This window comes from Brevundimonas sp. UBA7664 (assembly GCF_002483305.1).
Classification (GTDB): domain Bacteria; phylum Pseudomonadota; class Alphaproteobacteria; order Caulobacterales; family Caulobacteraceae; genus Brevundimonas.
The window spans coordinates 1-22,839 of sequence record NZ_DLHQ01000045.1 but is presented as its reverse complement, the minus strand read 5'-3'; the positions used below and the strand labels follow the sequence as shown (position 1 = coordinate 22,839).

28 protein-coding genes and 1 tRNA gene are annotated in these 22,839 nt (G+C 68.6%); 5 read left to right on the top strand and 24 right to left on the bottom strand.

Features of this window, described 5'->3' with window-relative positions; translation table 11 throughout:
* The first annotated feature begins 91 nt into the window (after window positions 1–91).
* Both B2742_RS10155 and B2742_RS10150 read left to right on the top strand, forming a co-directional pair.
* A complete protein-coding gene (locus B2742_RS10155; protein ID WP_292065733.1) occupies window positions 92–1,507 on the top strand; it encodes a helix-turn-helix domain-containing protein in 1,416 nt (471 codons plus the stop codon).
* 93 nt (window positions 1,508–1,600) lie between these two features.
* Window positions 1,601–4,450, top strand: coding sequence for a M16 family metallopeptidase (locus B2742_RS10150; RefSeq protein ID WP_292065730.1), 2,850 nt, complete (start codon window positions 1,601–1,603; stop codon window positions 4,448–4,450).
* 66 nt (window positions 4,451–4,516) lie between these two features.
* Here B2742_RS10150 and B2742_RS10145 read toward each other — a convergent pair whose 3' ends face one another.
* From B2742_RS10145 to B2742_RS10135, 3 genes are all read right to left on the bottom strand, one after another.
* The gene (locus B2742_RS10145) at window positions 4,517–5,947 is read right to left on the bottom strand and encodes a hypothetical protein (protein ID WP_292065728.1); all 1,431 of its coding nucleotides are present in this window, start codon (window positions 5,945–5,947) and stop codon (window positions 4,517–4,519) included.
* Between the two features lie 121 nt (window positions 5,948–6,068).
* On the bottom strand, window positions 6,069–6,836 hold the full coding sequence (locus tag B2742_RS10140) for a hypothetical protein (protein WP_292065725.1): 768 nt from the start codon (window positions 6,834–6,836) through the stop codon (window positions 6,069–6,071).
* A gap of 69 nt (window positions 6,837–6,905) precedes the next feature.
* Entirely contained in the window at window positions 6,906–7,898 is a 993-nt protein-coding gene (locus B2742_RS10135) for a helix-turn-helix transcriptional regulator (protein WP_292065723.1), read from the bottom strand.
* An 85-nt stretch (window positions 7,899–7,983) separates the two neighbouring features.
* Between B2742_RS10135 and B2742_RS10130 the strand changes: the two genes are divergently transcribed.
* Window positions 7,984–8,214, top strand: a complete 231-nt coding sequence (locus B2742_RS10130) for a hypothetical protein (protein WP_292065720.1) — start codon at window positions 7,984–7,986, stop codon at window positions 8,212–8,214.
* A complete protein-coding gene (locus B2742_RS10125; RefSeq protein ID WP_292065718.1) occupies window positions 8,214–8,465 on the top strand; it encodes a hypothetical protein in 252 nt (83 codons plus the stop codon). Before B2742_RS10130 ends, B2742_RS10125 begins: the two co-directional genes overlap by 1 nt.
* Here B2742_RS10125 and B2742_RS10120 read toward each other — a convergent pair whose 3' ends face one another.
* The 11 genes from B2742_RS10120 to B2742_RS10070 form a co-directional block, all read right to left on the bottom strand.
* Complete coding sequence (locus B2742_RS10120; protein WP_292065715.1) at window positions 8,466–8,888, bottom strand: DUF1801 domain-containing protein; 423 nt, start codon at window positions 8,886–8,888, stop codon at window positions 8,466–8,468. It lies immediately after the preceding gene.
* Window positions 8,889–8,900: 12 nt separating this feature from the next.
* Window positions 8,901–9,626 carry an alternative oxidase gene (locus tag B2742_RS10115; protein WP_292065712.1) on the bottom strand — a complete coding sequence of 242 codons (726 nt, stop codon included), beginning with the start codon at window positions 9,624–9,626 and terminating at the stop codon, window positions 8,901–8,903.
* A 185-nt stretch (window positions 9,627–9,811) separates the two neighbouring features.
* On the bottom strand, window positions 9,812–10,516 hold the full coding sequence (locus B2742_RS10110; RefSeq protein ID WP_292065710.1) for a hypothetical protein: 705 nt from the start codon (window positions 10,514–10,516) through the stop codon (window positions 9,812–9,814).
* A gap of 92 nt (window positions 10,517–10,608) precedes the next feature.
* Window positions 10,609–12,024 carry an NAD(P)(+) transhydrogenase (Re/Si-specific) subunit beta gene (locus B2742_RS10105; protein ID WP_292065707.1) on the bottom strand — a complete coding sequence of 472 codons (1,416 nt, stop codon included), beginning with the start codon at window positions 12,022–12,024 and terminating at the stop codon, window positions 10,609–10,611.
* Between the two features lie 15 nt (window positions 12,025–12,039).
* Entirely contained in the window at window positions 12,040–12,333 is a 294-nt protein-coding gene (locus B2742_RS10100) for a hypothetical protein (protein ID WP_292065703.1), read from the bottom strand.
* Window positions 12,330–12,668, bottom strand: a complete 339-nt coding sequence (locus tag B2742_RS10095) for an NAD(P) transhydrogenase subunit alpha (protein WP_284222331.1) — start codon at window positions 12,666–12,668, stop codon at window positions 12,330–12,332. The genes B2742_RS10100 and B2742_RS10095 overlap by 4 nt, the downstream gene beginning before the upstream one ends.
* A complete protein-coding gene (locus B2742_RS10090) occupies window positions 12,668–13,801 on the bottom strand; it encodes a Re/Si-specific NAD(P)(+) transhydrogenase subunit alpha (protein ID WP_292065699.1) in 1,134 nt (377 codons plus the stop codon). Before B2742_RS10090 ends, B2742_RS10095 begins: the two co-directional genes overlap by 1 nt.
* A gap of 126 nt (window positions 13,802–13,927) precedes the next feature.
* On the bottom strand, window positions 13,928–14,179 hold the full coding sequence (locus tag B2742_RS10085; protein ID WP_292065696.1) for an aa3-type cytochrome c oxidase subunit IV: 252 nt from the start codon (window positions 14,177–14,179) through the stop codon (window positions 13,928–13,930).
* A 60-nt stretch (window positions 14,180–14,239) separates the two neighbouring features.
* Entirely contained in the window at window positions 14,240–14,473 is a 234-nt protein-coding gene (locus tag B2742_RS10080) for a BrnA antitoxin family protein (protein ID WP_292065693.1), read from the bottom strand.
* Between the two features lies 1 nt (window position 14,474).
* Window positions 14,475–14,774 carry a BrnT family toxin gene (locus B2742_RS10075; RefSeq protein ID WP_292065691.1) on the bottom strand — a complete coding sequence of 100 codons (300 nt, stop codon included), beginning with the start codon at window positions 14,772–14,774 and terminating at the stop codon, window positions 14,475–14,477.
* 39 nt (window positions 14,775–14,813) lie between these two features.
* The gene (locus B2742_RS10070) at window positions 14,814–16,616 is read right to left on the bottom strand and encodes a M3 family oligoendopeptidase (protein ID WP_292065690.1); all 1,803 of its coding nucleotides are present in this window, start codon (window positions 16,614–16,616) and stop codon (window positions 14,814–14,816) included.
* Window positions 16,617–16,714: 98 nt separating this feature from the next.
* Here B2742_RS10070 and B2742_RS10065 point away from each other — a divergent pair, with 98 nt between their 5' ends.
* Window positions 16,715–17,185, top strand: coding sequence for a DUF1203 domain-containing protein (locus B2742_RS10065; RefSeq protein WP_292065688.1), 471 nt, complete (start codon window positions 16,715–16,717; stop codon window positions 17,183–17,185).
* On the opposite strand, the gene B2742_RS10060 is transcribed toward B2742_RS10065, so the two are convergent.
* From B2742_RS10060 to B2742_RS10015, 10 genes are all read right to left on the bottom strand, one after another.
* Window positions 17,182–17,616 carry an NUDIX hydrolase gene (locus B2742_RS10060; RefSeq protein ID WP_292065686.1) on the bottom strand — a complete coding sequence of 145 codons (435 nt, stop codon included), beginning with the start codon at window positions 17,614–17,616 and terminating at the stop codon, window positions 17,182–17,184. The two genes, B2742_RS10065 and B2742_RS10060, sit on opposite strands and share 4 nt — an antisense overlap.
* Window positions 17,617–17,719: 103 nt before the next feature.
* Window positions 17,720–18,223 (bottom strand): DUF2059 domain-containing protein, encoded by a 504-nt coding sequence (locus B2742_RS10055; RefSeq protein ID WP_292065685.1) that lies wholly within the window; start codon window positions 18,221–18,223, stop codon window positions 17,720–17,722.
* 132 nt (window positions 18,224–18,355) lie between these two features.
* The gene (gene rplA, locus B2742_RS10050; protein WP_292065684.1) at window positions 18,356–19,045 is read right to left on the bottom strand and encodes a 50S ribosomal protein L1; all 690 of its coding nucleotides are present in this window, start codon (window positions 19,043–19,045) and stop codon (window positions 18,356–18,358) included.
* Between the two features lie 4 nt (window positions 19,046–19,049).
* Entirely contained in the window at window positions 19,050–19,481 is a 432-nt protein-coding gene (gene rplK, locus B2742_RS10045) for a 50S ribosomal protein L11 (RefSeq protein WP_055829960.1), read from the bottom strand.
* 297 nt (window positions 19,482–19,778) lie between these two features.
* Window positions 19,779–20,354 carry a transcription termination/antitermination protein NusG gene (nusG, locus tag B2742_RS10040; protein WP_292065683.1) on the bottom strand — a complete coding sequence of 192 codons (576 nt, stop codon included), beginning with the start codon at window positions 20,352–20,354 and terminating at the stop codon, window positions 19,779–19,781.
* Window positions 20,355–20,366: 12 nt separating this feature from the next.
* Entirely contained in the window at window positions 20,367–20,657 is a 291-nt protein-coding gene (gene secE / locus B2742_RS10035) for a preprotein translocase subunit SecE (RefSeq protein ID WP_292065682.1), read from the bottom strand.
* 64 nt (window positions 20,658–20,721) lie between these two features.
* Window positions 20,722–20,797 (bottom strand) — tRNA-Trp (locus B2742_RS10030).
* A gap of 111 nt (window positions 20,798–20,908) precedes the next feature.
* The gene (locus B2742_RS10025; protein ID WP_292065679.1) at window positions 20,909–22,243 is read right to left on the bottom strand and encodes a hemolysin family protein; all 1,335 of its coding nucleotides are present in this window, start codon (window positions 22,241–22,243) and stop codon (window positions 20,909–20,911) included.
* A 92-nt stretch (window positions 22,244–22,335) separates the two neighbouring features.
* Complete coding sequence (locus B2742_RS10020) at window positions 22,336–22,464, bottom strand: hypothetical protein (protein WP_292065677.1); 129 nt, start codon at window positions 22,462–22,464, stop codon at window positions 22,336–22,338.
* A 306-nt stretch (window positions 22,465–22,770) separates the two neighbouring features.
* The coding region (locus B2742_RS10015; RefSeq protein WP_292065646.1) for a hypothetical protein at window positions 22,771–22,839 on the bottom strand (69 nt) is incomplete at its 5' end.

Genomic DNA, 22,839 nt, shown 5'->3' with positions numbered 1-22,839 from the left:
TCACGAATGACACAGCAAGAGGCTCATCTTTCGTGTCATTCGGTCATGATTTGACATAGACCGTTAAGTCATTTTGTGACTAACTGCGACCGTGGACGCCGCCGCTGATCGCAAGCTGTTTCTGGGAGGCCGCCTCAAGCGGCTGCGCCGTGATCTGGCCCTCACGCAGACGGCCATGGCCGTCGATCTCGGCGTTTCGCCCTCCTACCTCAACCACATCGAGCGCAACCAGCGCCCCGTCTCGGCCCAGCTGCTGCTGCGGCTGGCCGATACCTATGACGTCGACCTGCGCACCCTCGGCCAGTCCGCCGGCCCCGCCTCGGAGGCCGAGCTGGCCGAGGCCTTCGCCGATCCGGTGTTCCAGGGCCTGGCGGTGCCGCGCCACGAGATCGTCCAGCTGGCCGAGGACCAGCCCGCCGCCGCCGACGCCCTGCTGCGCCTGTACCGCGCCTTCTCCGACCGCCGCGCCCGCGACGGCGCGGAAACGGGCGGAACCGACGACAGCCCGTCCGACTGGGTCCGCGAATACGTGCAGTCGCGCCGCAACCACTTCCCCGAACTCGACATCCTCGGCGAAGCCCTGGCCGAGGCCCTCGCCACCGACGCGCCCGGCGAACCGTTCGAGACCCGCGTCCGCGCCCGCCTTCAGTCCCGCCACGGCCTCAGCGTCCGCACCCTGCCCGCCGAGGTCATGGTGGAATGGACCCGCCGCTACGACCCGCACCGCAAGCGGCTGCTGCTGTCCGAAACGCTCGGCCCCGCCTCCCGCGCCTTCGCCGTCGCCTTCCAGCTGGCCCTGTCCGAGCATGACGCCGAACTGACCGCCCTCGCAGACGCTGCTTCAGCCCCGGACAAGTCCACCCGCCGCCTGCTCAAGGTGTCGCTCACCAACACCCTCGCCGCCGCCATCCTGATGCCCTACGGCCCCTTCCAGCACACGGCGGAGGAGACCGGCTACGACCTCGGTCGCCTTCAGGCCCGGTTCGGCGTCAGCTATGAACAGGCCGCCCACCGCCTGACCACCCTGTCGCGACCCACGGCGCGCGGCGTGCCCTTCTTCCTCATGCGGGTCGACCAGGCCGGAAACATCTCCAAGCGGTTCGCCTCGGGCGCCTTCCCCTTCTCCCGGTTTGGCGGCGCCTGCCCGCGCTGGCGGCTGCACAGCGCCTTCCGCACGCCGGGTCGGGTCATCACCCAGATCATCGAGACCCCCGACGGCGGCCGCTGGTTCACCCTCGCCCGCACCGTCGACCGTCAGGGGCATGACGCCTTCACCGAGGGCCAGGACCTCGCCATCGGCCTCGGCTGCGAGCTCAAACACGCCCACCGCCTGACCTACGCCCGCGGCCTCGACCTGACCGCGCCCGAGGTCACGCCCATCGGCCCCGCCTGCCGCCTGTGCCACCGCCACCCCTGCGCCGAACGGGCCGCCCCGCCGATCGACCGTCCGCTGGTGGTCGACGACTGGGCCAAGTCGGTGAGCCCGTATCCGTTCGCGGGGGGATGAGGCGCGGCAATCGGTCGTCCGCGCGTGATTGCGCCGGTCGCCCGCCACGGTATGGTCCTGCAACCCTCTGGTGACCAAAGGAACCGACCCTCCATGCGTCTTCGTCTTGTATCGCTCGCGGCCATCCTCTCGGTCATCGCGCCCGCAGCCCCTGTCTGGGCCCTGTCGCCCGCTTCGGAGCCGGCGTCTGCGGCCGCCGCGCCAAGCCCGTCCGGCCAGGAGCTGCAGGCCGCGCCCGTGGCCGACCTGGTCGCCCGAGTCGATATTCCCTGGTCGCGCTTCGAGCTCGACAACGGGCTGAAGGTCATCGTCCACACCGACCGCAAGGCGCCGGTCGTCGCGGTGTCGGTCTGGTACAATGTCGGCTCCAAGGACGAACCGGCCGGATCCACCGGCTTCGCCCACCTTTTCGAACACCTGATGTTCGGCGGCTCGGAGAATGCGCCGGGCAGTTATCTGGGCCGGATGCGCAACCTCGGCCCGAGCAATCTGAACGGAACCACCTGGTTCGATCGCACCAACTATTTCCAGACCGTTCCGACGCCCGCCCTGGAACAGGCCCTGTTCCTGGAAAGCGACCGCATGGGCTATCTGCTCGGCGAGGTCGGCCAGGAGGTGCTCGACCTGCAGCGCGGCGTGGTCCAGAACGAGAAGCGCCAGGGGGACAACGAGCCCTACGGCCTGTTCGAATACGCCCAGCTGGAAGCCCTCTTCCCCGAAGGCCACCCCTACCGCCACTCCACCATTGGCTCCATGGCCGACCTGGACGCCGCCAGCCTGGAGACGGTGCGCAACTGGTTCCGCGACAACTACGGCCCGAACAACGCCATCATCGTCCTGTCGGGCGATATCGACGAGGCGACCGCCCGTCCGCTGATGGAACGCTATTTCGGCGCCATTCCGCGCGGCCCGGTGAACACCCCGGCCGAGGCGGACATCCCGACCCTGGCCGCCCCGATCGTCGAGACCATGCATGACCGCGTCGCCACCACCCGCCTGACCCGCAGCTGGGCGGTGCCCGGCCTGTTGAGCGACGACGCCGTGCCCCTGTCGGTCGCGGCCTCGGTGCTCGGCGGCCTGGCCTCCTCGCGCCTCGACAACCAGCTGGTGCGCGGCGAACAGAGCGCCGTGTCGGTGTCGTCGTCGCTGTCGGACTTCCACCGCATCGGCATCTTCGACATCTCGGTGAACGTGAAGCCGGGCGAGGACGCCGCCGAGGTGGGCCGCCGCCTGGACGCCATCGTCGCCGACTTCATCGCCCGGGGCCCGACCGAGGAAGAGGTCGCCCGCGTCGCCACCCGTTATGTCTCCGGCCGGATCCAGAGCCTCGAACAGGTCAACGGCAAGGCCAACGTCCTGGCCGAGGGCCAGCTCTACGCCGGAGATCCGGATCACTACCGCAACGAGTTGGCCCAGTACGCCTCGGTGACCCCGGCCCAGGTGACGGCGGCCATGCAGCGCTGGCTGACCCGTCCGGTGTTCGACCTGACCATCGCGCCCGGCGAGCGCGAAGCCTATGAGGAGGCCGCCGCCGCGCCCTCGGGCGCCACGCCGGTTCCGGCCGCCGAGATCGAGCGCGTCGCCCGCGATCCGATGCCGGCGATCGGCGACGTGCCCGATCTGGACTTCCCGGACGTCGAGCGCGCCAGCCTGTCGAACGGCATCAAGGTCGTCTATGCCCAGGTCGACACCGTGCCGGTGACCCGCCTCGCCGTGGAGTTCGACGCCGGCTACGCCGCCGACCGACCCGATCGGCTGGGCGCCCACAGCCTGATGCTGGACCTGCTGGACGACGGCACCACGACCCGCGACGCCAACCAGCTGGCGGAAGAAGAAGAGCGTCTGGGCGCCGCTATCGACGTCGGCGCTTCCATGGACCGCAGCATGGCCAGCCTGACGACCGTGACGGCCAACCTTTCCCCGTCGCTGACCTTGCTGTCGGACGTGGTGCGCAATCCGGCGTTCGCACCGTCCGAAATCGAGCGGCTGCGCGCCCAGCGTCTGGCGGCCCTGTCCAGCGAGGCGACCCAACCGGGGGCCATGGCGGCGCGCGCCCTGCCGCCCCTGCTGTACGGCCCTGACAGCCCGTACGGCCGCTCCTTCACCGGCACCGGCGATGCGGCCACCATCCAGGGCCTGACCCGCGCCGACCTGGTGCAGGAACACGATGCGTGGGTGCGTCCGGACAACGCCACCATCTTCGTGGTGTCCGACCTGCCCCTGGACCAGGTGACGGCCCAGCTGGAAGCCGCCTTCGGCGACTGGCGCGCGCCCTCGACGCCGCGGGGGACCAAGGCCTTCGACAGCGCCATGCCGGCGCCGACCAACCGGATCGTCCTGATCGACCGGCCGCAGTCGCCGCAATCGCTGATCTACGGCGGCGCGGTCCTGCCGCTGTCGGGCACCGACGATCTGCTGACCCTGAACGCGGCCAACGTCACCCTTGGCTCGGACTTCCTGTCGCGCATCAACGCGGACCTGCGCGAGACCAAGGGCTGGTCCTACGGCGTGCGCGGCGGGGTGAACCCGCTCGAGCACCGCGTGCCCTATATCGTCAACGCGCCGGTCCAGGCCAACCGCACGGGTGAATCCATCGCGGCCCTGATCGCCCAGTACGACCGCTTCCTGGAGACCGATGGCGTCACGCCACAGGAACTCGAGAAGACGATCAACGGCAATACCCGGTCGCTGGCGGGGAGCTTCGAAACCTCGGCCCAGATCCTGGGGGCCCTGCGATCCAATGCCCTCTATGGCCGTCCCGATGACTACCAGGCGACGCTCGCCAGCCGCACCCGGGCGCTCACCGCGGCCCAGATGGACGAGGCCGCCCGTCAGGTCATCCACCCCGACCAGTTCGTCTGGGTGGTGGTCGGGGATGCCTCGGTGGTCAAGCCGCAGCTCGACGCCCTGGGCCTGCCGGTCGAGGTCCGATCAGCCCAATAGCCCGTCACGGGTGAAGTCACGGGAAGGGCGGGTCCGGCGACGGGCCCGCCCTTTCTGTTTTCGTCTCTACGTGAGCACCACTCGACCGTCTTCGCGCCGCACGGTCACCCCGGAGCGTTCCAACAGCCCGGCGACGATCTCGCCGGCTTCGGGCGACCCCACATCCAGCAGGGTCTCCATATCCCGCCGCAGCGACCCGTCGCCCGATACCGCGTCCAGCGCCTCCAGCCACTCGTCCCGCGTCAGCACCCCGTCCGCCCGGCTGGCGTCGATCAACGGCCGGAGGAAGTCGAACCAGTCGCCGCCCGTCGCGCGCTCTTGCACCGCCTCCGCCGCCATCGCGAACACCGCGCCGCAGGCGTAGAAGGCGCGGTGCTCGCCCCGTTCCGCCGCCTCGGTCACCGGCGCGACGGCCAGACGCACGCAGTCGTCGACCTCCCGCTGCAACTCCCCCTTCGCGTCATAGTCGGGGTCGATCGCCTGCAGGGCCCGGACGGCCATAAGATCGGCCCCGCCCTCGGTGATCCAGGCGTCGCGGGCACGCTCGTAGCGCACGGTCTGGCCGAGCCAGAAATGCGCGCTCTCATGGCCGATGAACCAGCGCGCCGCACTGGACACCCGCGCCGTCGGCTCGAGCACGCCGGTTCCTTCGAACCGCATGACGATCAGCCCCGGCATGACGCTGCCGCCCATGGAGGTCACGCCGTCCGTCGGTCCCGCCCAGCTGAGCATGACGGTGGGCCGGTCGGTCTGACCCGGTCCCAGCCGGGCGGTGTAGAGATCGGCCACGCGCGGGGCGAAGTCCTGGATGCGGCTGCTGACCCAGGCCGGCAGAGCCGGGTCCGTCACCGTGACCAGTCGCGGGGTCTCGACCATGTCGGCCCGCCCGAACAGCACATAGGTATCCGCCTCGGACGCCGTCGCCTCGGCCACCCGTGCGCCGCGGAACAGCACCGGACCGGCCCGGTCGCGCCAGGTCACGGTCGCGGCCTCGGCTTCGACCGGATAGCCATTGAGGTCCTGGGGCGCCGCCGCGGCCTCGGCGACCGACGACAGGGGAAAGACGTCGAACTGGCCGCTGGGCAGGGCCACCGATCCGTCGGTGAAGGACAGAGACGCATAGTCGGCCTCGAGGTTCTCCGACCTCGGCGTAAAGGCGATGCTGACACGGCGCGGGACCGGCCCGCCGTCGGCGGCGCGCAGGATGTCGTAGTTCCCGGCCCGCTCCAGCACCACGCCGGGGGTCACGACCCGCCACTGATCCAGCCGCCACGGCCGGCGCGACTCCTGGATCAGGGCCGAGCGGAAGAAGGCCCAGACCGGGGCGTCGCGATCGAGCGCAAACTCCGCGGTCCAGGCGTCCCCGTCGCGGGTGACGGTGACGGCGGGCCGGGCGGGCGCGGTGTCTTCGGTGGCGGCGCTCTGGCGCGCCGAAGCAGTCGGAGCGCCCGCCGTGAGCGCCATGGCGGTCATGACCGCGATCAACATCGGACGCATCGGCCCCTCCCTGTCTGACGCTTTGGCGTAGCGCGGGTCGATGGCCGGCGTCAGCTTAAGCTTTGGTCAGGCTTGGGTCCGATCGGGGGCGAGTCCGCGCCCGCGGCTGACGCCGTTCCCCCTATTCGATCGGCGCGGACTCCAGCCGTACGGCATCGGGCCCGGAAATCGGAACCAGGACGCCCGACAGGGTCGCGCCTCCGCCCGCCCCGATGAGCAGAGACTGCAGCGTTCCGTCCGCCGCCCTCGCAAAACCCTCGCAAACGAGCGCCGGCCCGAAGATCGCCGCCATCGCCTTGATATCGGGCTCATCCAGTATCTCGGCCGGGAGGCGGGCGATCACCTCCGGGCCGAGCCGGGCGACCATCAGGGACAGGCTGGCGACGTCCTCGCGGGGAAGGGCGATGTCCGCATCGTCCTCCCACCGGCCATTGCTGGACAGGACCCACCGCGTGTCGGGCTGAAGCTCGAAGGCCCGGGCGCAAAGCGCGCCGTCGGGACGACGCTTGAAACGGATCGTCTCGCAGATCTTGATGCGGTCGGCGCCGGCCGCCCGGGCGCGCGAATTGATCTCGCCCAACAGGGCGCGGTCGGCGTCGAGCGCGCCCGGCGCCAGGATCTCGACAACGCCCCCGATCTCCGCGACCTCGTCGAGCGATACGACCGAGCAGGACCGGCCGTGAATCTCGTTGCCGGCAAGGCTGTAGCGAATGACCCCGTCGCAGACCTCGGTCTTGCCGTTCGGGCTGACCTCATCGACCGAACACCACCACGAGGCGGCCAGAACCGCCGGCAATTCGTCGTGCGACACCCGCGCCGGTTCCACCTGCGGCAGCGCCGCCAGGCTCAGGACAAGCGCGCCCGCGCCGACCGCCAATGCATAAGCCAATGAACCCTCCGCATTCCAACCCGGACAGGATAGGAAAATTCGAAGCCGGTGTCGCCCGTGGAATTCACCTCAACCGGGCAGGACCGTTTCAACCGCCCGCTGCGCCGCGGCCAGCTCCGCGACCATCACCGCCCGCAGCCGCGCCGGCGCGACGATCTGGACCTGGTCGCCCCAGCTGAACAGATGCCAGGCCAGTTCGCGCATGCCCGAGGCCCGGAACCGCACCACGACGCCGCCGTCGGCCTCGTCCTCGACCGTCTGGGTCGGGTGCCAGCGCCAGGCTCGCGCCTCGGACGCGCCCTCGGGGGTGACCCGCAAGACCACATCCTCGATCTCGTCCTGATAGATGCCGAACGACTGGCTGGCGAAGACCTGCAGGTCGAAGTCGGCGGGCGGCGCGGCGACGCCGTCCTCGGCCCGCACCGCGCTCATCCGGTCGAGGCGGAAGGTCTGGACCCGCCCGCTGTCCCGGTCGGCGGCGACCAGATAGTTGGCGCGGCCGAACATCACCCCGCACGGCGCCATGCTGCGCCGCCGGGCCTCAGCGCCCGGCCGGCTGTAAATAAAGCCCAGCGGCCGCCCCGCCAGGATCGCCTGCCGGATCTCGGCCAGCACCGCTTCGTCGGCCGACGGGCGCGGCCCGGCCTGGACCGCGATGGTCTCGGCCCGCACCAGCGCCTCCAGATCGGGGGCCAGTCGGTTGAGCGTGGTCGAGCGCATGGCCGACTTCAGCTTGCGTTCCAGCCCCTCCAGCGCCGCCGCCCGGCCCGGCTCGCCGGCGGCCCGCAAGCCCTGCGCCGCCTTGGCCAGTTCCACCAGCTCCGTCGCGGTCGGGGCCTGTTCAAAGGCCGACAGGCCGCCGCGGATGCGCCATCGCTTGGTGGGCGGGTCCGACACCTCTTCGGCGGCGGGATACAGGGCCAGCACCGCGTCCCGCATCCGTTCGGCGGTGCGCCGGCCGACCCCGCTCTCGCGCGCCATCTCGTCCAGGGTCAGGCCCTCGGCGCTGGCGGCCATCCGCCGCGCCAGCTCGATCACCACGGCCGCCTTGTCCTGTCTCATGCCCTGACGATGGCATACGACCGTTTTTGACGCAACGCTGCTCCATGGTGAGTTTCAACAGAGACCCACTTCCCGGAGAGACCCCATGGCCCGCTCGTTCGCCCCCCACGCCGCCGTCGCCGCCAGCCGCTATCTGATCGTGCCTTGCGAGGCCGACGGCTGCGGTGATCTGGCCGTGATCTGGGACCGGCTGGAGGAACAGGTGATCGACGTCATCGACGCCCGCCTGTCCGCCCGCTACGCCGACGAGGACGCCCTGTGGGACGAGGCCCGCCCGGCCTTCGCCCCGGCCGAAGACTTCCGCATGGCGGCCTGATGGCCTTCGCCGTGTGGGTGGTCGGCGCCGTCTTCGCGCTCGTCTTCTTCGGGACGTGGGCGCTTCAGATCACCGTCTGGCTATTGGCCGGCGCCCTCAGGCTGGCTGGAGCGCTCGCAGCGCTGCTGTTCGGCCTGGCGTCCCTGCTCGCCCTCGCCTTCCTCGACCGCAAACAACTGGCCCGGATCTGGCGCAACGAGCGGACCCATGCGGCCAACCATGCCCTGCTGGCGGGGGAGCGGTGGCGCTGATCAGTCGGGATACTGCTCACGCATCTGCGCCAGGGAAGCCACGGCCATTTCGCGCAGGACGCCGAGGTCGATCTGGTCCAGCCGATTGACGTACATGCACGACACGCTGGTCTTCACCTTGCCGATGCGCGCGATCATCTCCTCCTGCCCCTTGAACCCCGACATGACGTAAACGACCGTCTGGGCCTTGCGTGGCGAGAAGCCGAGCCGGGGCGCATCGCCCTCATGTCCGCTGGCGTAGCGGTAGTGATAGCTGCCAAAGCCGATGATCGACGGCCCCCACATCTTCGGGGGCTCGCCGCTGATCGCCTCGAACAGCGCGCACAGGGCCTCGGCGTCGGCGCGGCGCTTAGGGTTCTCGACGGCGGCGATGAAGTCCGCCACCGAGATTTCAGTCGGCCTGGTCTTGGCTTCATAGGCCATCGCGCCCTCCCCTCAGGCCGCGCCCCTCAGCTCCGTGGCATGGGGCGGATAGGGGGCTGACGGTACAGGGCTGGGCGGCAGTTTGGCCAGAGTGCTGGCGAAGCCGTGGTTGACGTCGCGGTGGTGCGCCTCATCGGCCCGGACCTTCAGCACCACATCACGCAGCGTCGCGGTCTTCGGCAGCTTCCAGTAGTGGATGGCGATGGCCGGCGCCGGAATATTGGGCGACCGCCCTTCGTCGATCTCCTTCAGATACAGGGTGTAGCTGATGACGGCCTCTTCCTCGAAATAGCCAACCACCCGGTGCGCCGTGCGCGACGAGATCAGGTAGAGCAGGAAGAAGCCGAGATAGAAGATCGCCTGGGCCAGCTGGACCACCAGCCGTTCGAAATACGTCGGCTTGGCTACCTCAATGAAGGTCATCAGGTGCATCCGCTCGTTCTCCGCCTCCTCCATCAGGGTGCGGATCCAGCCCTCGTCGTCGCGCATCTCGCGCAGGCAACGCAGATGCTGCAGCGTCGCCCCGACCATGCCAGGCACGGCGGCGACGGTCTCCAGCACGATGGCCCGGTGGCCGTATTTCTTGGCGAAGAAGGTGTCGGCGCAGACGCGCAGCAGTTTGGTGAAACCGAAGGCGAACCGGTCGGAGAAGCCCTTCGGTTCGTGATGGATGACGGGTTCGGCGTTCTTCTCTTCTTCGAGGGCGCGGTCGTCAGGGGCGAGAATCTTATTGACCATGGGAGTGGACTTTCAGGCGCTTCGGCCGCGATGGGCCGGCGCTCCGGATGAGAACGCGCGAGAGACCTCCACGGGGCCGGACACAATGTTGCAAAGTGCCGGACGGCGACATCGGCGGGTCCGGCTCTTGCGCGCCGCTCAGAACGCCGGGCGAGGGACGGGCGGGCCGGGCCGGGCCGGCACGATCACGCAGGCCTCGCGCGAGCCGCCGGGCGGGCAGACGGTAACCTCCCTCGGCGGCATGGGGAAACGCTGAACAGGGAGCGCACAAAGGCCCGATCCGCCTCTGGAAAGCGCGCCACAACGCGATCCACGCATTCGGACGATCGGCTCTCGACGCGGAGGGGGAAACTCGCGAACTCACGCATGGCCACCAGCCAGTCCGACTGGGACAAATCCCCAATGCCCGCGCCGCGTACGCCGCCCAGCCGGAGGCGACGATGGTCGTCGAGCACGAGTTGGAAGGTCGGACGGTCTATCAGATCGTTCGCCCGCACGCTGCGCGGGCGGCGGACCATGTCACAGCGGACGGCAAGGCCTGCGATCCGGCTGTCGGGCACAATCTCGATCGGCGCCAGGATTTCCGAACGGACGGCGACCCGGTCTTCATAGAGCGCCATGCCTTGACGTGACGCGACATAGCTGCCCGCCACAGACACCGCCGCCACGATCGCCACACCGGGAAAGCCCAGCCACCATCGGCGGCGATCACCCTTGCGCTCATGCTCCGCCGCGAAGCCCGCGACCAAGGCCCAGGCCGCACACGCGCCAAAGGTCCAGAAGATCAGGGCGGTCGGCAGGGCCCACCAGACCACGGGCCGCTCGGCCAGTTGCAGCCGGAACCATGCGATGTCGCCCCACCACTGAAGCCCGCCGTGGGCGACGCCCACGATCGCGACGATGAGACCTCCAGCATACAGCCAGCGGCTCCGCCGGGCGCGCTGACGCGCCGCCCTGTCTGAGGAACGGTCTCGTGACCCTCTCACAGCGCCTTGACGATCCCCTCGACCATCTTCTTCGCATCGGCGAACAGCATCATCGTGTTGTCCCTGAAGAACAGCTCGTTCTCCACGCCCGCATAGCCCGCCGCCATGCCGCGCTTGATGAACAGCACCGTGCCCGCCTTCTCCACGTCCAGCACCGGCATGCCGTAGATCGGGCTCTGCGGGTCGGTCTTGGCGGCCGGGTTGGTGACGTCGTTGGCGCCGATGACGAAGGCCACGTCGCAGGAGCTGAACTCCGAGTTGATGTCCTCCAGCTCGAACACCTCGTCATAGGGGACGTTGGCCTCGGCCAGCAGGACGTTCATGTGGCCGGGCATGCGGCCGGCGACGGGGTGGATGGCGTATTTCACCTCGACCCCCTCCGCCTTCAGCTTGTCGGCCATCTCGCGCAGCGCGTGCTGGGCCTGCGCCACGGCCATGCCGTAGCCGGGGACGATGATGACCTTGGAGGCGTTCTTCATGATGAAGGCGGCGTCCTCGGCCGAGCCCTGTTTGACCGGCCGGGTCTCGACATGGCCCTCGCCGGCCGCGGCGCCGTCGCCGCCGAAACCGCCGAGGATGACCGAGATGAAGCTGCGGTTCATGCCCTTGCACATGATGTAGCTGAGGATCGCGCCCGAGCTGCCGACCAGCGCCCCGGTGATGATCAGGGCGATGTTCTCGAGTGTGAAGCCCAGCGCCGCCGCGGCCCAGCCCGAGTAGGAGTTGAGCATCGACACCACCACCGGCATGTCGGCCCCGCCGATGGGGATGATCAGGGTCGCGCCGAGGATCAGGGCGATCACGAACACGCCCCAGAAGGCCCAGACCGCCGTCCCGCCCGAACCGATCATCACCCCGATCAGCAGCACCAGCGCCAGCGCCAGGGCGATGTTGATCAGGTGCCGCGCCGGCAGGATGATCGGCGCCCCGCTCATCCGCCCGTCCAGCTTGGCGAAGGCGATGACCGAGCCGGTGAAGGTCACGGCGCCGATGGCGACGCCGAGGCTGAGCTCGATGATCGACAGGGTCTTGATCCCGCCGGCGGCCGTGGCGATGCCGAAGCTTTCGGGCGCATAGACGGCGCCGATGGCGACCAGACAGGCGGCCATGCCGACCAGCGAGTGGAAGGCCGCGACCAGCTGCGGCATCTGGGTCATCTGCACCTTGGCGGCGATCAGGGCCCCCGCCCCGCCGCCGACGATCACCCCGCCCGCGATCAGCGCCAGGGTGAGCGGATCCAGCGTCCCCGTCGACCACAGGGTCGCCAGCGTCACCCCGACCGCCAGCGCCATGCCGACCATGCCGAAGGTGTTGCCGCGCCGGCTCGTCTCCGGGCTCGACAGGCCGCGCAGGCTGAGGATGAACAGGACGCCGGAGACCAGATAGGCCAGGGCCGCGAAGGATGCGTTCATGCGGTCAGTCTTCCCTCAATCGGTTCGGCCGGGCGGCGTATGGGCCGTGCGCGCCAGCCGCCACAGGGCGGCGGCGATGAACAACGGCCCGACAAAGATCATCGCCCAGTCCCACACGCTCATCGACCGCTCCTGCGCCACGATCCGCAACAGCACCGAGGCGAACATCAGCACCACGCCGCAGTCGAGGAAGCGCAGCTTGCGGATGGCGTCCCTCTCGCGCAGCCAGCTCCACAGCCACAGCCCGGCCCCGATCGTCGTGGCGACCCAGGACGCGCCGACCGCGAGTTGGAGGATCGTCGGGATCACGCCTTCGCCGCCTCCGCCGCCTTGGGCTTTTCCTTCTTGCGGTACATGGCCAGCATGCGCCGGGTGACCATGAAGCCGCCGAAGATGTTGACGCTGGCCAGGGTCACGGCCGCCACGCCCGCCCCCTTGGCGATCCAGCCGTTCGGCCCCGCGTCGCCGCTGAACGCCGCCGCCGCGATCAGACCGCCGACCACGATCACCGAGGAGATGGCGTTGGTCACTGCCATCAGCGGCGTGTGCAGGGCCGGCGTCACGGACCAGACGACATAGTAGCCGACGAAGATCGCCAGCACGAAGATGGCCAGGCGGAAGATGGTGGGATCGACGTGTTCCATCAGCCTTTGACTCCTTCATGCACCACGGCCCCGCCGTGCGTCACCGCGGACGCCTTGAGGATCTCGTCCTCCATATCCAGCGCCAGCGCCCCGTCCTTGATCATCAGCCCGACGAAGGCGACCAGGTTCTTGGCGTACAGCGCCGAGGCGTCGGCCGCGATCCGGCCCGGCAGGTTGGTATGGCCGACGATCGACACGCCATTGGCCGTGGTCACCACCTCGCCGGCCCTGGCCCCCTCGACATTGCCGCCGGCCTCGACCGCCAGGTCGATCAGCACCGAGCCCGGCTTCATCGTCGCCACCTGGGCCGCGCTGACCAGCACCGGCGCCGCGCGGCCGGGGATCAGGGCCGTGGTGATGACGATGTCCTGCTTCTTGATGTGCTCGCCGGTCAGGGCCGCCTGTTTGGCCTGGTACTCGGCGCTCATCGGCTTGGCGTAGCCGCCGGCGGTCTGGGCGTTCTTGAACTCCTCGTCCTCGACGGCGAGGAATTTGGCCCCCAGCGATTCCACCTGCTCCTTGGTCGCCGGCCGCACGTCGGTGGCGGTGACCACCGCCCCCAGCCGCCGCGCCGTGGCGATGGCCTGCAGCCCCGCAACGCCCACGCCCATGACGAAGACCTTGGCCGGGGCGACCGTGCCCGCCGCCGTCATCATCATCGGAAAGCCCTTGCCGTAGGCGTACGCCGCCTCGATCACGGCGCGGTAGCCTGCGAGGTTCGCCTGGGACGACAGGGCGTCCATCACCTGGGCCCGGCTGATGCGCGGAACGAACTCCATGGCGAATGATGTGGCCCCAGCCCCGGCCAGCGCCTGCACCGTCTCCTTCTCGCGATACGCATCCAGCAGGGCCACGACGATCGCGCCGGACTTCAGCGCGCTGGTCTCCTGCGCCGTCGGCCCGCGCACCTTCAGCACGATGTCGGCGCCGGACAGCACCGCCTTGGTGTCCTTGGCCACGGTCGCGCCGGCGGCGGCGTAATCGTCGTCGGGAATGGAGGAGCCGGCGCCCGTCCCGGCCTCGACGGTCACGGTCGCGCCCATGGCGACGAGCTTCTTCACCGTTTCCGGGGTGACGGCGCAGCGCGTCTCGCCGTCTCGGCGTTCGCGGGTCACGGCGATGGCGACAGCCAAGCGAATCCCTCCGTCATAACTGGACGGACCGACGTTAGGCTTTTCGGAGAGGCCGCGTCAAAGCGTGGGCGCGCGAAGGGCGCTCAAGCAGCGAGAGACCGCGTCGCGAGCGTTAGCGCCCGATAATCAGTGCTTCTTGCCCGACTTCAGGAAGAAGAAGCCCCCCACCAGCATGACGAACGCCACGATGGCGCCGCCGACGAAGCTGCCGCCCGGCTGGAACCAGAGAACCAGGAACATCAGCAGGGCCGCGATGATCAGCGATCCCCATTTGGTCAGGCCCATGAAGGCCGTGAACGTCTGGTTCTGTTCGCTGATCTCCTGCGAGCCGCGAACATAGCCGTCGTGGGCGTCGGGAGCGTGGTGCGGGTCGGCCATGGGTGTGTCCGGGACTCAGATCAATCGGTTGGGCGCTTTATAGCGACCCGTGGCTCAGGCTCAAGCCGACTTGCGATGGCTGAGCATATAGTCGCGCAGCACGCGGTTCACGGCGGTCTGGTATTTCGGCTCGCTGCCCTTGAACCAGGCCACCACATCGGCGTCGAGCCGGATGGTCACGGCCTGTTTTTCGGGGCGATAGAAAGCGCCCCGTCGCCATCCAGTGAAGTCCGTAACGGCTGGCGCATCGCTGTAGTCGATCTGATTGTCCGTCATCGCGTCGATAGCGGCCAATTCAGCCGAGATATCCCTCGTCGCCGGCTTCATATCCCTGGATTTCATGCCTGTTCGCCTTTCGGGCAGTGATTACGCGTACGTAGACTTCGCCATCTTCATCGAGCCATGTGTGCCCGACGAAAAATATGGTGGTGAAGTCGATCCGTCCGATTGTTCTCCACCGCTCCTCACCATCGACCACCCGATCAAAGCCGCTGATCGCTGCCGGATCGTCAAAAACCCTGATCGCCACATCAAACGCGACGCCGTGCTTGATCAGGTTGGTGCGAGCCTTCTCATCATCCCAGTCAAACTTCATCGCCGCCTTCCATGTACATACAATAATGTACTTACATTTTCAAGCCACCGCCTCGAACTGATCGATCAGTCGTTCCAGCCGCCGGCAGCCGATGCTCCAGAAGGCCGGGTCGCGCGGGTTCAGGCCGAACGGCGCCAGGGCCTCGACGTAGCCGCGCGATCCGCCGCCCGCGAGCAGCGCGCGGTACAGCGGGGTGAACCCGGCCGGGTCCTTCGCCCGGGTCTCCATCAGCGCCGCCACCAGCAGGTCCCCGAAGGCATAGGCGTAGACGTAGAAGGGCGAGTGGACGAAATGGCTGACGTAGCTCCACCAGTGCTCATAGCCGGGGTTGAGGGTGATCGCGGGGCCCAGCGCGGCCCCCATCTCCTCCATCCAGAGCTCGCCGATCCGCCCGACCGACACCTCGCCCGCCGCCCGCTCGTCGTGGAACCGCGTCTCGAACCGGTGGAAGGCGATCTGGCGCACCACGGTGTTCAGTCCGTCCTCGATCCGCCCCGCCAGCAGGCCGCGCTGCTCGGCCTTCGGCGCCGTGGCCAGCAGCCGGTCGAAGGTCAGCCCCTCGGCGAAGATCGAGGCGGTTTCGGCCAGGGTCAGGGGCGTGTCGGCCAGCAGGGACCCCTGCCCCGCCGCCAGCGTCTGGTGCACGCCATGGCCCAGCTCATGCGCCAGGGTCAGCACGTCGCGCCGCTCGCCCATCCAGTTGAGGAACACATAGGGATGCCGGTCCGAGGTCACAGGATGGGCATAGGCCCCCGACTGTTTCCCGGGCCGAGCCTTGCCGTCGATCCACGGCCTGTCGAAGAAGCCGCCGGCGCGGTCGGCGAACTCGGGCCCCAGGTCGGCGAAACTCTCCAGCACCAGCTGTTTGCCCGCCGCCCAGTCATAGCCGCGCGGCGCCGTCGTCTCGATCGGGGCGTTGCGGTCCCACTGGTCCAGCTTCGCCTTGCCCATGGCCTTCGCCTTGAGCGCATAATAGCGGTGCGACAGTTTCGGATAGGCCGCCGCCACCGCCTCGGCCATGGCGTCGACCGACTCGCCGTCGACCTCATTGGACAGGTGCCGCGCGTCGGCGGGCCGTTTGAAGCCCCGCCATTTGTCCTCCAGCGCCTTGTCGGCGGTGACCGTGTTCAGGACCAGGGCCATGGTCTGGCTCCGGGCGGCCAGCGCCTCGTTCAGCCCCTCCGCCGCCGCCTTGCGCCGCGCCGCCTTGGGGTCCGACAACCGGTTCAGCGCCTCGGCCAGGGTCAGCTCGTCCTTGCCCGCCTTCGCCTTCATCGCCGCCAGCGTCTCGTCGAACAGGCGCGGCCACTGGGCGTTGATGGGGCCGCGCTCGGCGAGGAAGGTCTCCAATTCGTTCGACAGTTCGTGCGGCTTCATCGCCCGCACCCGGCGCAGCCACGGCCGCCAGCGCGCCGCCGTCGGCCAGGCGGTCAGCGCCGCCTCGACCTCGCCTTCCTCCAGCTGGTTGATTTCCAGCGTCACCCAGACCGTCGGGGTGGCGATCGCCGTCATCTTCTCGCGCACCGTCGCCTCGAACCCCTGCGCCCCGGCGTCATTGCGATCGGTCGAGGCTGCAAGGAAGGCATAGGCCCCCAGTCCGCCCAGAACGTCCGAGGCCTGCTCGTATAGCGCAACCGCCCGGTCCAGCCGTTCTCCCAGCAGCGGCGCCTCGCTGCGCGCCTCGACCAGCTTGCCCTGCAGGGCGTTGAGCTCGGCGACCAGGGCCCGCGCCCGCGCCAGATCGGCCTCGATGCGGGCGTCCTCGCGCGAGGCGTAGAGGTCGGACAGGTCCCACAGCGGGGCGTCCAGAGGATCGGCGGGGGTCTTGAAGGGGGCGTTCATGCCCCTGTTGTGGGGTCCCGAGCGTCCCGGCGCAACCTCCGGAAGCCGCCAGACGCCGCGCGCCGATCGTCACACCTTCGCGACCGAAGGAGACCCCCATGACCTACCGTATCGAAGCCCTGCCGCTGGCCCCGTTCACCCGGTTCTTTTCCATGTCCGACCGTGAGCTCGCCGCCGTCGGCGCCCGCCGCTGGGTCGCCGACCAGCCGGGCCGCGCCCCCTGCCGCGTCAGCCTGCGTGACGCGGACGCCGGCGAGCGGCTGGTGCTGGTCAACCATGCCCATCTGACCGATCCCGGCTCGCCCTATCGCGCCTCGGGGCCGATTTTCGTGCGCGAGGCCGCCGCCGAGGCCGGCGCCATGGAAGGCCCCGCGCCGGAGATGCTGGCCAAACGCCCCTTGTCGCTGCGCGTCTATGACGCCCGCAACATGATGATCGAGGGCGAGGTCATCGACGGCCGGACCCTGGATGACCGGCTGGCGACCTGGTTCGACCATCCGGCCACGGACCAGGTCCACATCCATTTCGCCCCGCGCGGCTGCTATCTGGCCCGGGCGGTCAGGACCTAGGGCTCGAAGGCGCCGATCAGCGCCTTGAGGTCGGGCTCATCGACCCGCCGGACCGCCTCGTCCCGGCTGACCCAGACGCGCTCCCGCTCGGCCTGCTCCTGCCAGACCGGATGTTCGACCCGCACCTCAAGGGCATGGACCGCCACCACGCACCAGCGCGGCGCACGGCGTTTCAGCACCTTCAGATAGCGGAAGGTCCCGATCGGCGCCTCGCTCACCACCCCTTCGACGCCCGCTTCCTCCAGCGCCTCCTGGGCGGCCGACCAGGCGTCGGTCCGCCCCGCCATCCGGCCGCCCTTGGGCGTGACCCACCGCCGGGTCTCGCGCGAGGTGACCAGCAGGATCTCAAGCCCCTTCGCCCCCCGCCGCCACGGCAGGGCCGCGACCTGACGCCGCTCGGCCGGCTCGGTGCGGATCGACGGGGCGGTCATCGGTCAGGCGGACTCCGGGCGCGACGCGCCGCGGGCCGGCGCAACTCACTCCGTCAGTTGTCTGACGATTCTCTGCAAGAGCCAGCCGGCGCGCGGGTCGCGATCACTGCCCGGACTTCGCCGCCTCGTCCGCGAGCGCCTCACAGTCGAACTGCTGGCAGTATTTGGTCAGCAGATCCGTCGTCAGCGTCACCATATGCGGCGCCATCGCCTCCTGCATACGGATCGACATCTGGAGGTCCTTCTCCGCGATCGACCGTCCGATCGGCGACCGGTACAGGTCGATCAGGGCCTGGAGCTCCTCGGCGGCGTAGATTTCCGCCACATCCTCGCGGAGCTCGGCCGACAAGGCGACCAGGGCCCGGTCCATGGCGCTGGTCATGTTCAGGGTCCACCAGTCCCGCTGGTCCGGCGGCATTCCCGCCTCGGCGTAGAAATCCTCATAGTAGCCGGCCATGAATTTGCGCATCCCGGCGCCCATGGTCAGGTCCAGATACTGATCGGCCAGCGCCAGACGGCGGGCGTCAGGGGCCGACGCCTCCTGGGCCGCCAACGGCGAGGCGACGGACAGCCACAGACTGGCTGCCAGCAAGATGACGATACGCAAGGCTCCACCTCCCCCGGTCAGCCTACCCTCGTTCGCCTTGGCCGCGCGCACAAGCGTCACGATGCAACGCCCGCATGAAAAAGGGCGACGACCCTGCGGCCGCCGCCCCTTCCATTCAGTCTCTCAGGTCGATCAGACGTTCAGCGACGCCGGGTCGATCTTGAAGCCCGGTCCCATGGTCGAGGACAGGGTGATGCGCTTGACGTAGGTGCCCTTGGCGCCGGACGGACGGGCCTTTTGCAGGGCGTCCACATAGGCCTTCACGTTGGCTTCGAGGGCTTCCTGGGTGAAGGAGGCCTTGCCGATGCCGCCGTGCGCGATGCCGGCCTTCTCGACGCGGAACTCGACCGCGCCGCCCTTGGCGTCCTTGACCGCTTGCGCGACGTTCGGAGTCACGGTGCCGACCTTGGGGTTGGGCATCAGGCCGCGCGGGCCCAGCACCTTACCCAGACGGCCGACCAGGGCCATCATGTCCGGGGACGCGATGACGCGGTCGAAGCCCATGAAGCCGCCGTTGATCTTCTCGTACAGATCCTCGGCGCCCACGATGTCGGCGCCGGCGGCCAGGGCTTCAGCGGCCTTGGCGTCCTTGGCGAACACGGCGACGCGGACGTCACGGCCCGTACCCGACGGCAGGTTGACCACGCCGCGGACCTGCTGGTCGGCGTGACGCGGATCGACGCCCAGGTTGACGGCGATCTCGATCGACTCGTCGAACTTGGCGGTGGCGTTGGATTTGACCGCGGCGATGGCGTCGTTGAACGCCATCAGGGCGACGGTGTCGCCGGTGCGGGCCTTGGTGCGCTTGGTTTGCTTGGCCATGTGCTTAGCCCTCCACGACGTTGAGGCCCATGGCGCGAGCCGAGCCTTCGATGATCTTGGTCGCGGCGTCCAGGTCGTTCGCGTTCAGATCCTTCATCTTCTTCTCGGCGATCTCACGCAGCTGGCTGCGCTTGATCTTGCCGGCCACTTCACGGCCGGTCATTTTCGAGCCCGAGGTGATCCCGGCGGCCTGCTTGATGTAGTGGGTCGCGGGCGGGGTCTTGGTGACGAAGGTGAAGCTCTTGTCCTGGTAGACCGTGATCACGGTCGGCAGGGGCGTGCCTTTGACTTCCTTCTCGGTGCGGGCGTTGAACTCCTTGACGAAGCCCATGATGTTGACGCCGCGTTGACCGAGGGCGGGCCCGATCGGGGGTGACGGCGTGGCGTTGCCGGCCGGCACCTGCAGTTTGATATAGCCCAGAATCTTCTTGGCCATTGGTCTCTCCTGACTGTGGCCCCGAACTCAATCGGGACCGGTGAGCCGTGGTCTGGCATGGCTGCCTCCCACGGATTTATGCGGGCGAACCCGCACCGCCCTTAAGAGCGAGGCGCGCGTGTAGCAGAAGCGGCGGGACGAAGCAACGCGCTCTCCCTCCCCTTCATGGGGAGGGACGGCGAGGCGGAGCCGAGCCCGGGTGGGGAATTGCGAAGCCGGGCGCCGTCCGTGCAGAACTGGCGTTCCCCACCCGGTCGCTGCGCGACCACCCTCCCCACTTCGGGGGAGGGAGAAGGATCAGCCCGCGTTCTTCTCGACCTGATTGTATTCCAGATCGACCGGGGTCGGGCGGCCGAAGATGGACACGGCCACGCGCAGGCGGGCGTTGTCCTCGTCGACGCTCTCGACCTGACCCTCGAAGCTGGCGAAGGGTCCGTCGATGACCTTGACGGTCTCGCCGATGTCGAAGCGGATGGTGGGCTTCGGACGTTCGACGCCCTCCTCCACCTGACCGATGATGTTCTGGACTTCCTTCTCGGAGACCGGCAGCGGCTTGGTGCCGCCCGCGGCGCCGAGGAAGCCGGTGACCTTCGGCGTGTTCTTGACCAGGTGATAGGCGTCGTCGGTCATCTCCATCTTCACCAGCACATAGCCGGGGAAGAATTTGCGCTCGGAGTTCACCTTCCGGCCGCGGCGGATTTCAACGACGTCCTCGGTCGGCACCAGGATCTCGGAGAAACAGTCCTCGAGGCCCTGCTGGCGCGCCTGATCGGTCAGGTGCTGGGCGACCTTCTTCTCGAAATTCGAATAGGCGTGGACGATGTACCACTTGTGCCGGGGATTGGCGGCGGGCTTGGGCGCGGCATCAGTCATGTGCGCGTCTCCTTATTGGCCGATGGCGAGGATGAGGAGCGAGATCTTGGCGAGGGCCCAGTCGACGATCCAGAAGAAGATCGCGGCGATCAGCACCATGATCAGCACCATCACCGAGGTGATCCAGGTCTCCTTGCGGCTCGGCCACACCACCTTGCGCAGCTCGGCGCGCACCTGGCTGGCGAACTGGGGAATCGAGGTGCGCTTCTTGGGCGCGGTCGCTTCGGCCGCCACGGCGTTGCCGGCGATCACCGGCTGGGCGGGCTGTGTGCGGCGCCCCGAGGGGCTCTTGGCCTTGGCCATGGTCTTGAGATCTCGTTTCAACTTGCTGACGGTGCAGATGGGGACCCGCGCCGTCAGTGGAAAGTGGCAGGAGTGGAGGGACTCGAACCCACGACCCTCGGTTTTGGAGACCGATGCTCTACCAGCTGAGCTACACTCCTAGCGTCCGGACAAAACTATAACGCGCCGGAGGGTCGCCCCCCAGGCGCGTTCGCCTCCGCCAGACCGGGGCGTATGCCCCACCGCGCCGGGGTTTTCAAGCGGCTTGGGCCCTAATCCTCGTACTGTTCGGCCACGGCCCGGGCCTCGTCCTCAGGCTTGACCACCTGTTTGAACAACAGCTTGTCGATACGGCGGTCGTCCATGTCGATGATCTCGACCTCGAACCGGCCCAGCTGCAGGATTTCGCCCTCGTTCGGGACGCGCGACAGCTGGTGCAGGACCAGGCCGGCGATGGTGTGGAAGCCCTCGGCCTCGCCGAAATCCTCGCCCAGGGCGTCCGCCAGTTCGTCGATGTCGGTCTGGCCGTCGACCAGCCAGCTGCCGTCCTCGCGCTGGCGCACGTTGACGTCCGTGTCGTCGTGACCCTCGTCGAAATCGCCGGCGATCATCTCCAGCAGGTCGGTGGCCGTGACCACGCCCTCGAAGGCCCCGAACTCGTCGACCAGGAAGGCCATGTGGACGCGGGACGCCTTCATGATTCCCAGCGCCTTCAGCACCGAGGTCGACTGCGGGATGAAGGCGGGCGTCTGGACATATTTCTCGACATTGAACTCGCCGTTGTCGAGCAGGCTGTCGAGCAGGTCCTTCTTGTGGACCACGCCCAGCGGATTATCGACGTCGTTCTCCCGCGCCACCACGATGCGCGAATACGGACAGGTGCGGACCTCGTTGCGCAGCGTCTCCTCGGTGTCGTCCAGGGCGATCCAGAAGACCTCGTGGCGGGGCGTCATGGCCACGCGGATGGGCCGGTCGCCGAGACGCAGGATCTCCTCGATCATCTCCTGCTCCTCGGGCTCGATCAGACCGGACGCCGTACCCTCGGCGATCATGGTCTCGACCTCTTCCTGGGTCACGTCGGAGCCGTCGCGGTCCTTGACGTTCATCAGCTTGAGGATGGCCGAGGTCGAGGCGGTCAGCACCACCACGAACGGCTTCAGCACGACGGCCACCGTCGAGATCGGCGCCGCCATCTTGGAGGCGATCGTTTCCGGGAAGATCAGCGCCAGTCGCTTGGGCACAAGTTCGCCGACGATCACCGACACATAGGTGATGAAGATGATGACCAGGACGGTGGAGAAGACTTCGGTATAGGCGGCCAGCGTCGGGACGACGCGCTCGAGGATGAGATTCAGCTCGCTTGCGATCGCGGCCTGGCCGTAGGCGCCGGCGGCGATGCCGATCAGGGTGATGCCTACCTGGACCGCCGACAGGAAATGAGTCGGGTCCTCGGCCAGCTTCAGCGCCGCCCGGGCGCCGCGGTCGCCGCGCTCGGCCCGGCTCTGCAGTTTGGATTTTCGGGACGATACGACCGCCAACTCGGTCATGGCGAACAGGCCGTTGAGCACCACGAGGGCCAGAACGACGACGATGGCGATGGCTAACATCTAGGGGAAGCAGGACCGGCGCGGCGCGACAGTCGGCGTCCGCGGGCGTGATGATAGGGCGCCTTGCGGCGCTCCGCCACGGTTTCCTTCGTCTAGCGCCTCTGCCCCGCGTCGATGGAGCCATAGGCGCCGCGCGAGGTCCCGTCGTCGGGCGCCGTGGCGCACGCCGACATGCCGATCAGGGTGCCGATGAACAGGCCGATCCGAAGCGCGCGTCGCATGGTTACCAAATTCCTAACGTTCCTGATCCGAACGTAGGGACCCGTTTCCGGTTGCATGCAAGGGGATGCCCCAACCGGGCGCGGCGTTAACCGCCCTGCACCACCCATCCGGCGATCAGGAAGGCCTCGCCTGCCGGATGGGGGCTGGCAGCGGGCGCGCGCCTTCTCGCCATTCATGATGCGGACAGAGCCCCCATCCGAGCCGCTCCGCGGCCCACCTTTTCCCGTAGAGGGGGACGGCAGACGCAGAAGCGGCCCCGGAGTTTCCTCCGGGGCCGCTCTGTTACGCTTACCTGTATCGACCGATTACTCGGTGATCTTGCTCACGACGCCGGCGCCGACGGTGCGGCCACCTTCACGGATGGCGAAGCGCAG

Coding starts and splice junctions, on each gene's coding strand:
- nusG (WP_292065683.1), bottom strand. CDS start 20,354: ATGACTGATGCCGCGCCCAAGCCCGCCGCCAATCCCCGGCACAAGTGG.
- rplK (WP_055829960.1), bottom strand. CDS start 19,481: ATGGCCAAGAAGATTCTGGGCTATATCAAACTGCAGGTGCCGGCCGGC.
- B2742_RS10120 (WP_292065715.1), bottom strand. CDS start 8,888: ATGGCCTATGAAGCCAAGACCAGGCCGACTGAAATCTCGGTGGCGGAC.
- B2742_RS10135 (WP_292065723.1), bottom strand. CDS start 7,898: ATGAGACAGGACAAGGCGGCCGTGGTGATCGAGCTGGCGCGGCGGATG.
- B2742_RS10095 (WP_284222331.1), bottom strand. CDS start 12,668: ATGGAACACGTCGATCCCACCATCTTCCGCCTGGCCATCTTCGTGCTG.
- B2742_RS10065 (WP_292065688.1), top strand. CDS start 16,715: ATGACCTACCGTATCGAAGCCCTGCCGCTGGCCCCGTTCACCCGGTTC.
- B2742_RS10020 (WP_292065677.1), bottom strand. CDS start 22,464: ATGCGACGCGCGCTTCGGATCGGCCTGTTCATCGGCACCCTGATCGGC.
- secE (WP_292065682.1), bottom strand. CDS start 20,657: ATGGCCAAGGCCAAGAGCCCCTCGGGGCGCCGCACACAGCCCGCCCAG.
- B2742_RS10075 (WP_292065691.1), bottom strand. CDS start 14,774: ATGAAGTTTGACTGGGATGATGAGAAGGCTCGCACCAACCTGATCAAG.
- B2742_RS10025 (WP_292065679.1), bottom strand. CDS start 22,243: ATGTTAGCCATCGCCATCGTCGTCGTTCTGGCCCTCGTGGTGCTCAAC.
- B2742_RS10150 (WP_292065730.1), top strand. CDS start 1,601: ATGCGTCTTCGTCTTGTATCGCTCGCGGCCATCCTCTCGGTCATCGCG.
- rplA (WP_292065684.1), bottom strand. CDS start 19,045: ATGGCCAAGCAAACCAAGCGCACCAAGGCCCGCACCGGCGACACCGTC.
- B2742_RS10125 (WP_292065718.1), top strand. CDS start 8,214: ATGGCCTTCGCCGTGTGGGTGGTCGGCGCCGTCTTCGCGCTCGTCTTC.
- B2742_RS10060 (WP_292065686.1), bottom strand. CDS start 17,616: ATGACCGCCCCGTCGATCCGCACCGAGCCGGCCGAGCGGCGTCAGGTC.
- B2742_RS10070 (WP_292065690.1), bottom strand. CDS start 16,616: ATGAACGCCCCCTTCAAGACCCCCGCCGATCCTCTGGACGCCCCGCTG.
- B2742_RS10105 (WP_292065707.1), bottom strand. CDS start 12,024: ATGAACGCATCCTTCGCGGCCCTGGCCTATCTGGTCTCCGGCGTCCTG.
- B2742_RS10130 (WP_292065720.1), top strand. CDS start 7,984: ATGGCCCGCTCGTTCGCCCCCCACGCCGCCGTCGCCGCCAGCCGCTAT.
- B2742_RS10085 (WP_292065696.1), bottom strand. CDS start 14,179: ATGGCCGACCCGCACCACGCTCCCGACGCCCACGACGGCTATGTTCGC.
- B2742_RS10145 (WP_292065728.1), bottom strand. CDS start 5,947: ATGCGTCCGATGTTGATCGCGGTCATGACCGCCATGGCGCTCACGGCG.
- B2742_RS10115 (WP_292065712.1), bottom strand. CDS start 9,626: ATGGTCAATAAGATTCTCGCCCCTGACGACCGCGCCCTCGAAGAAGAG.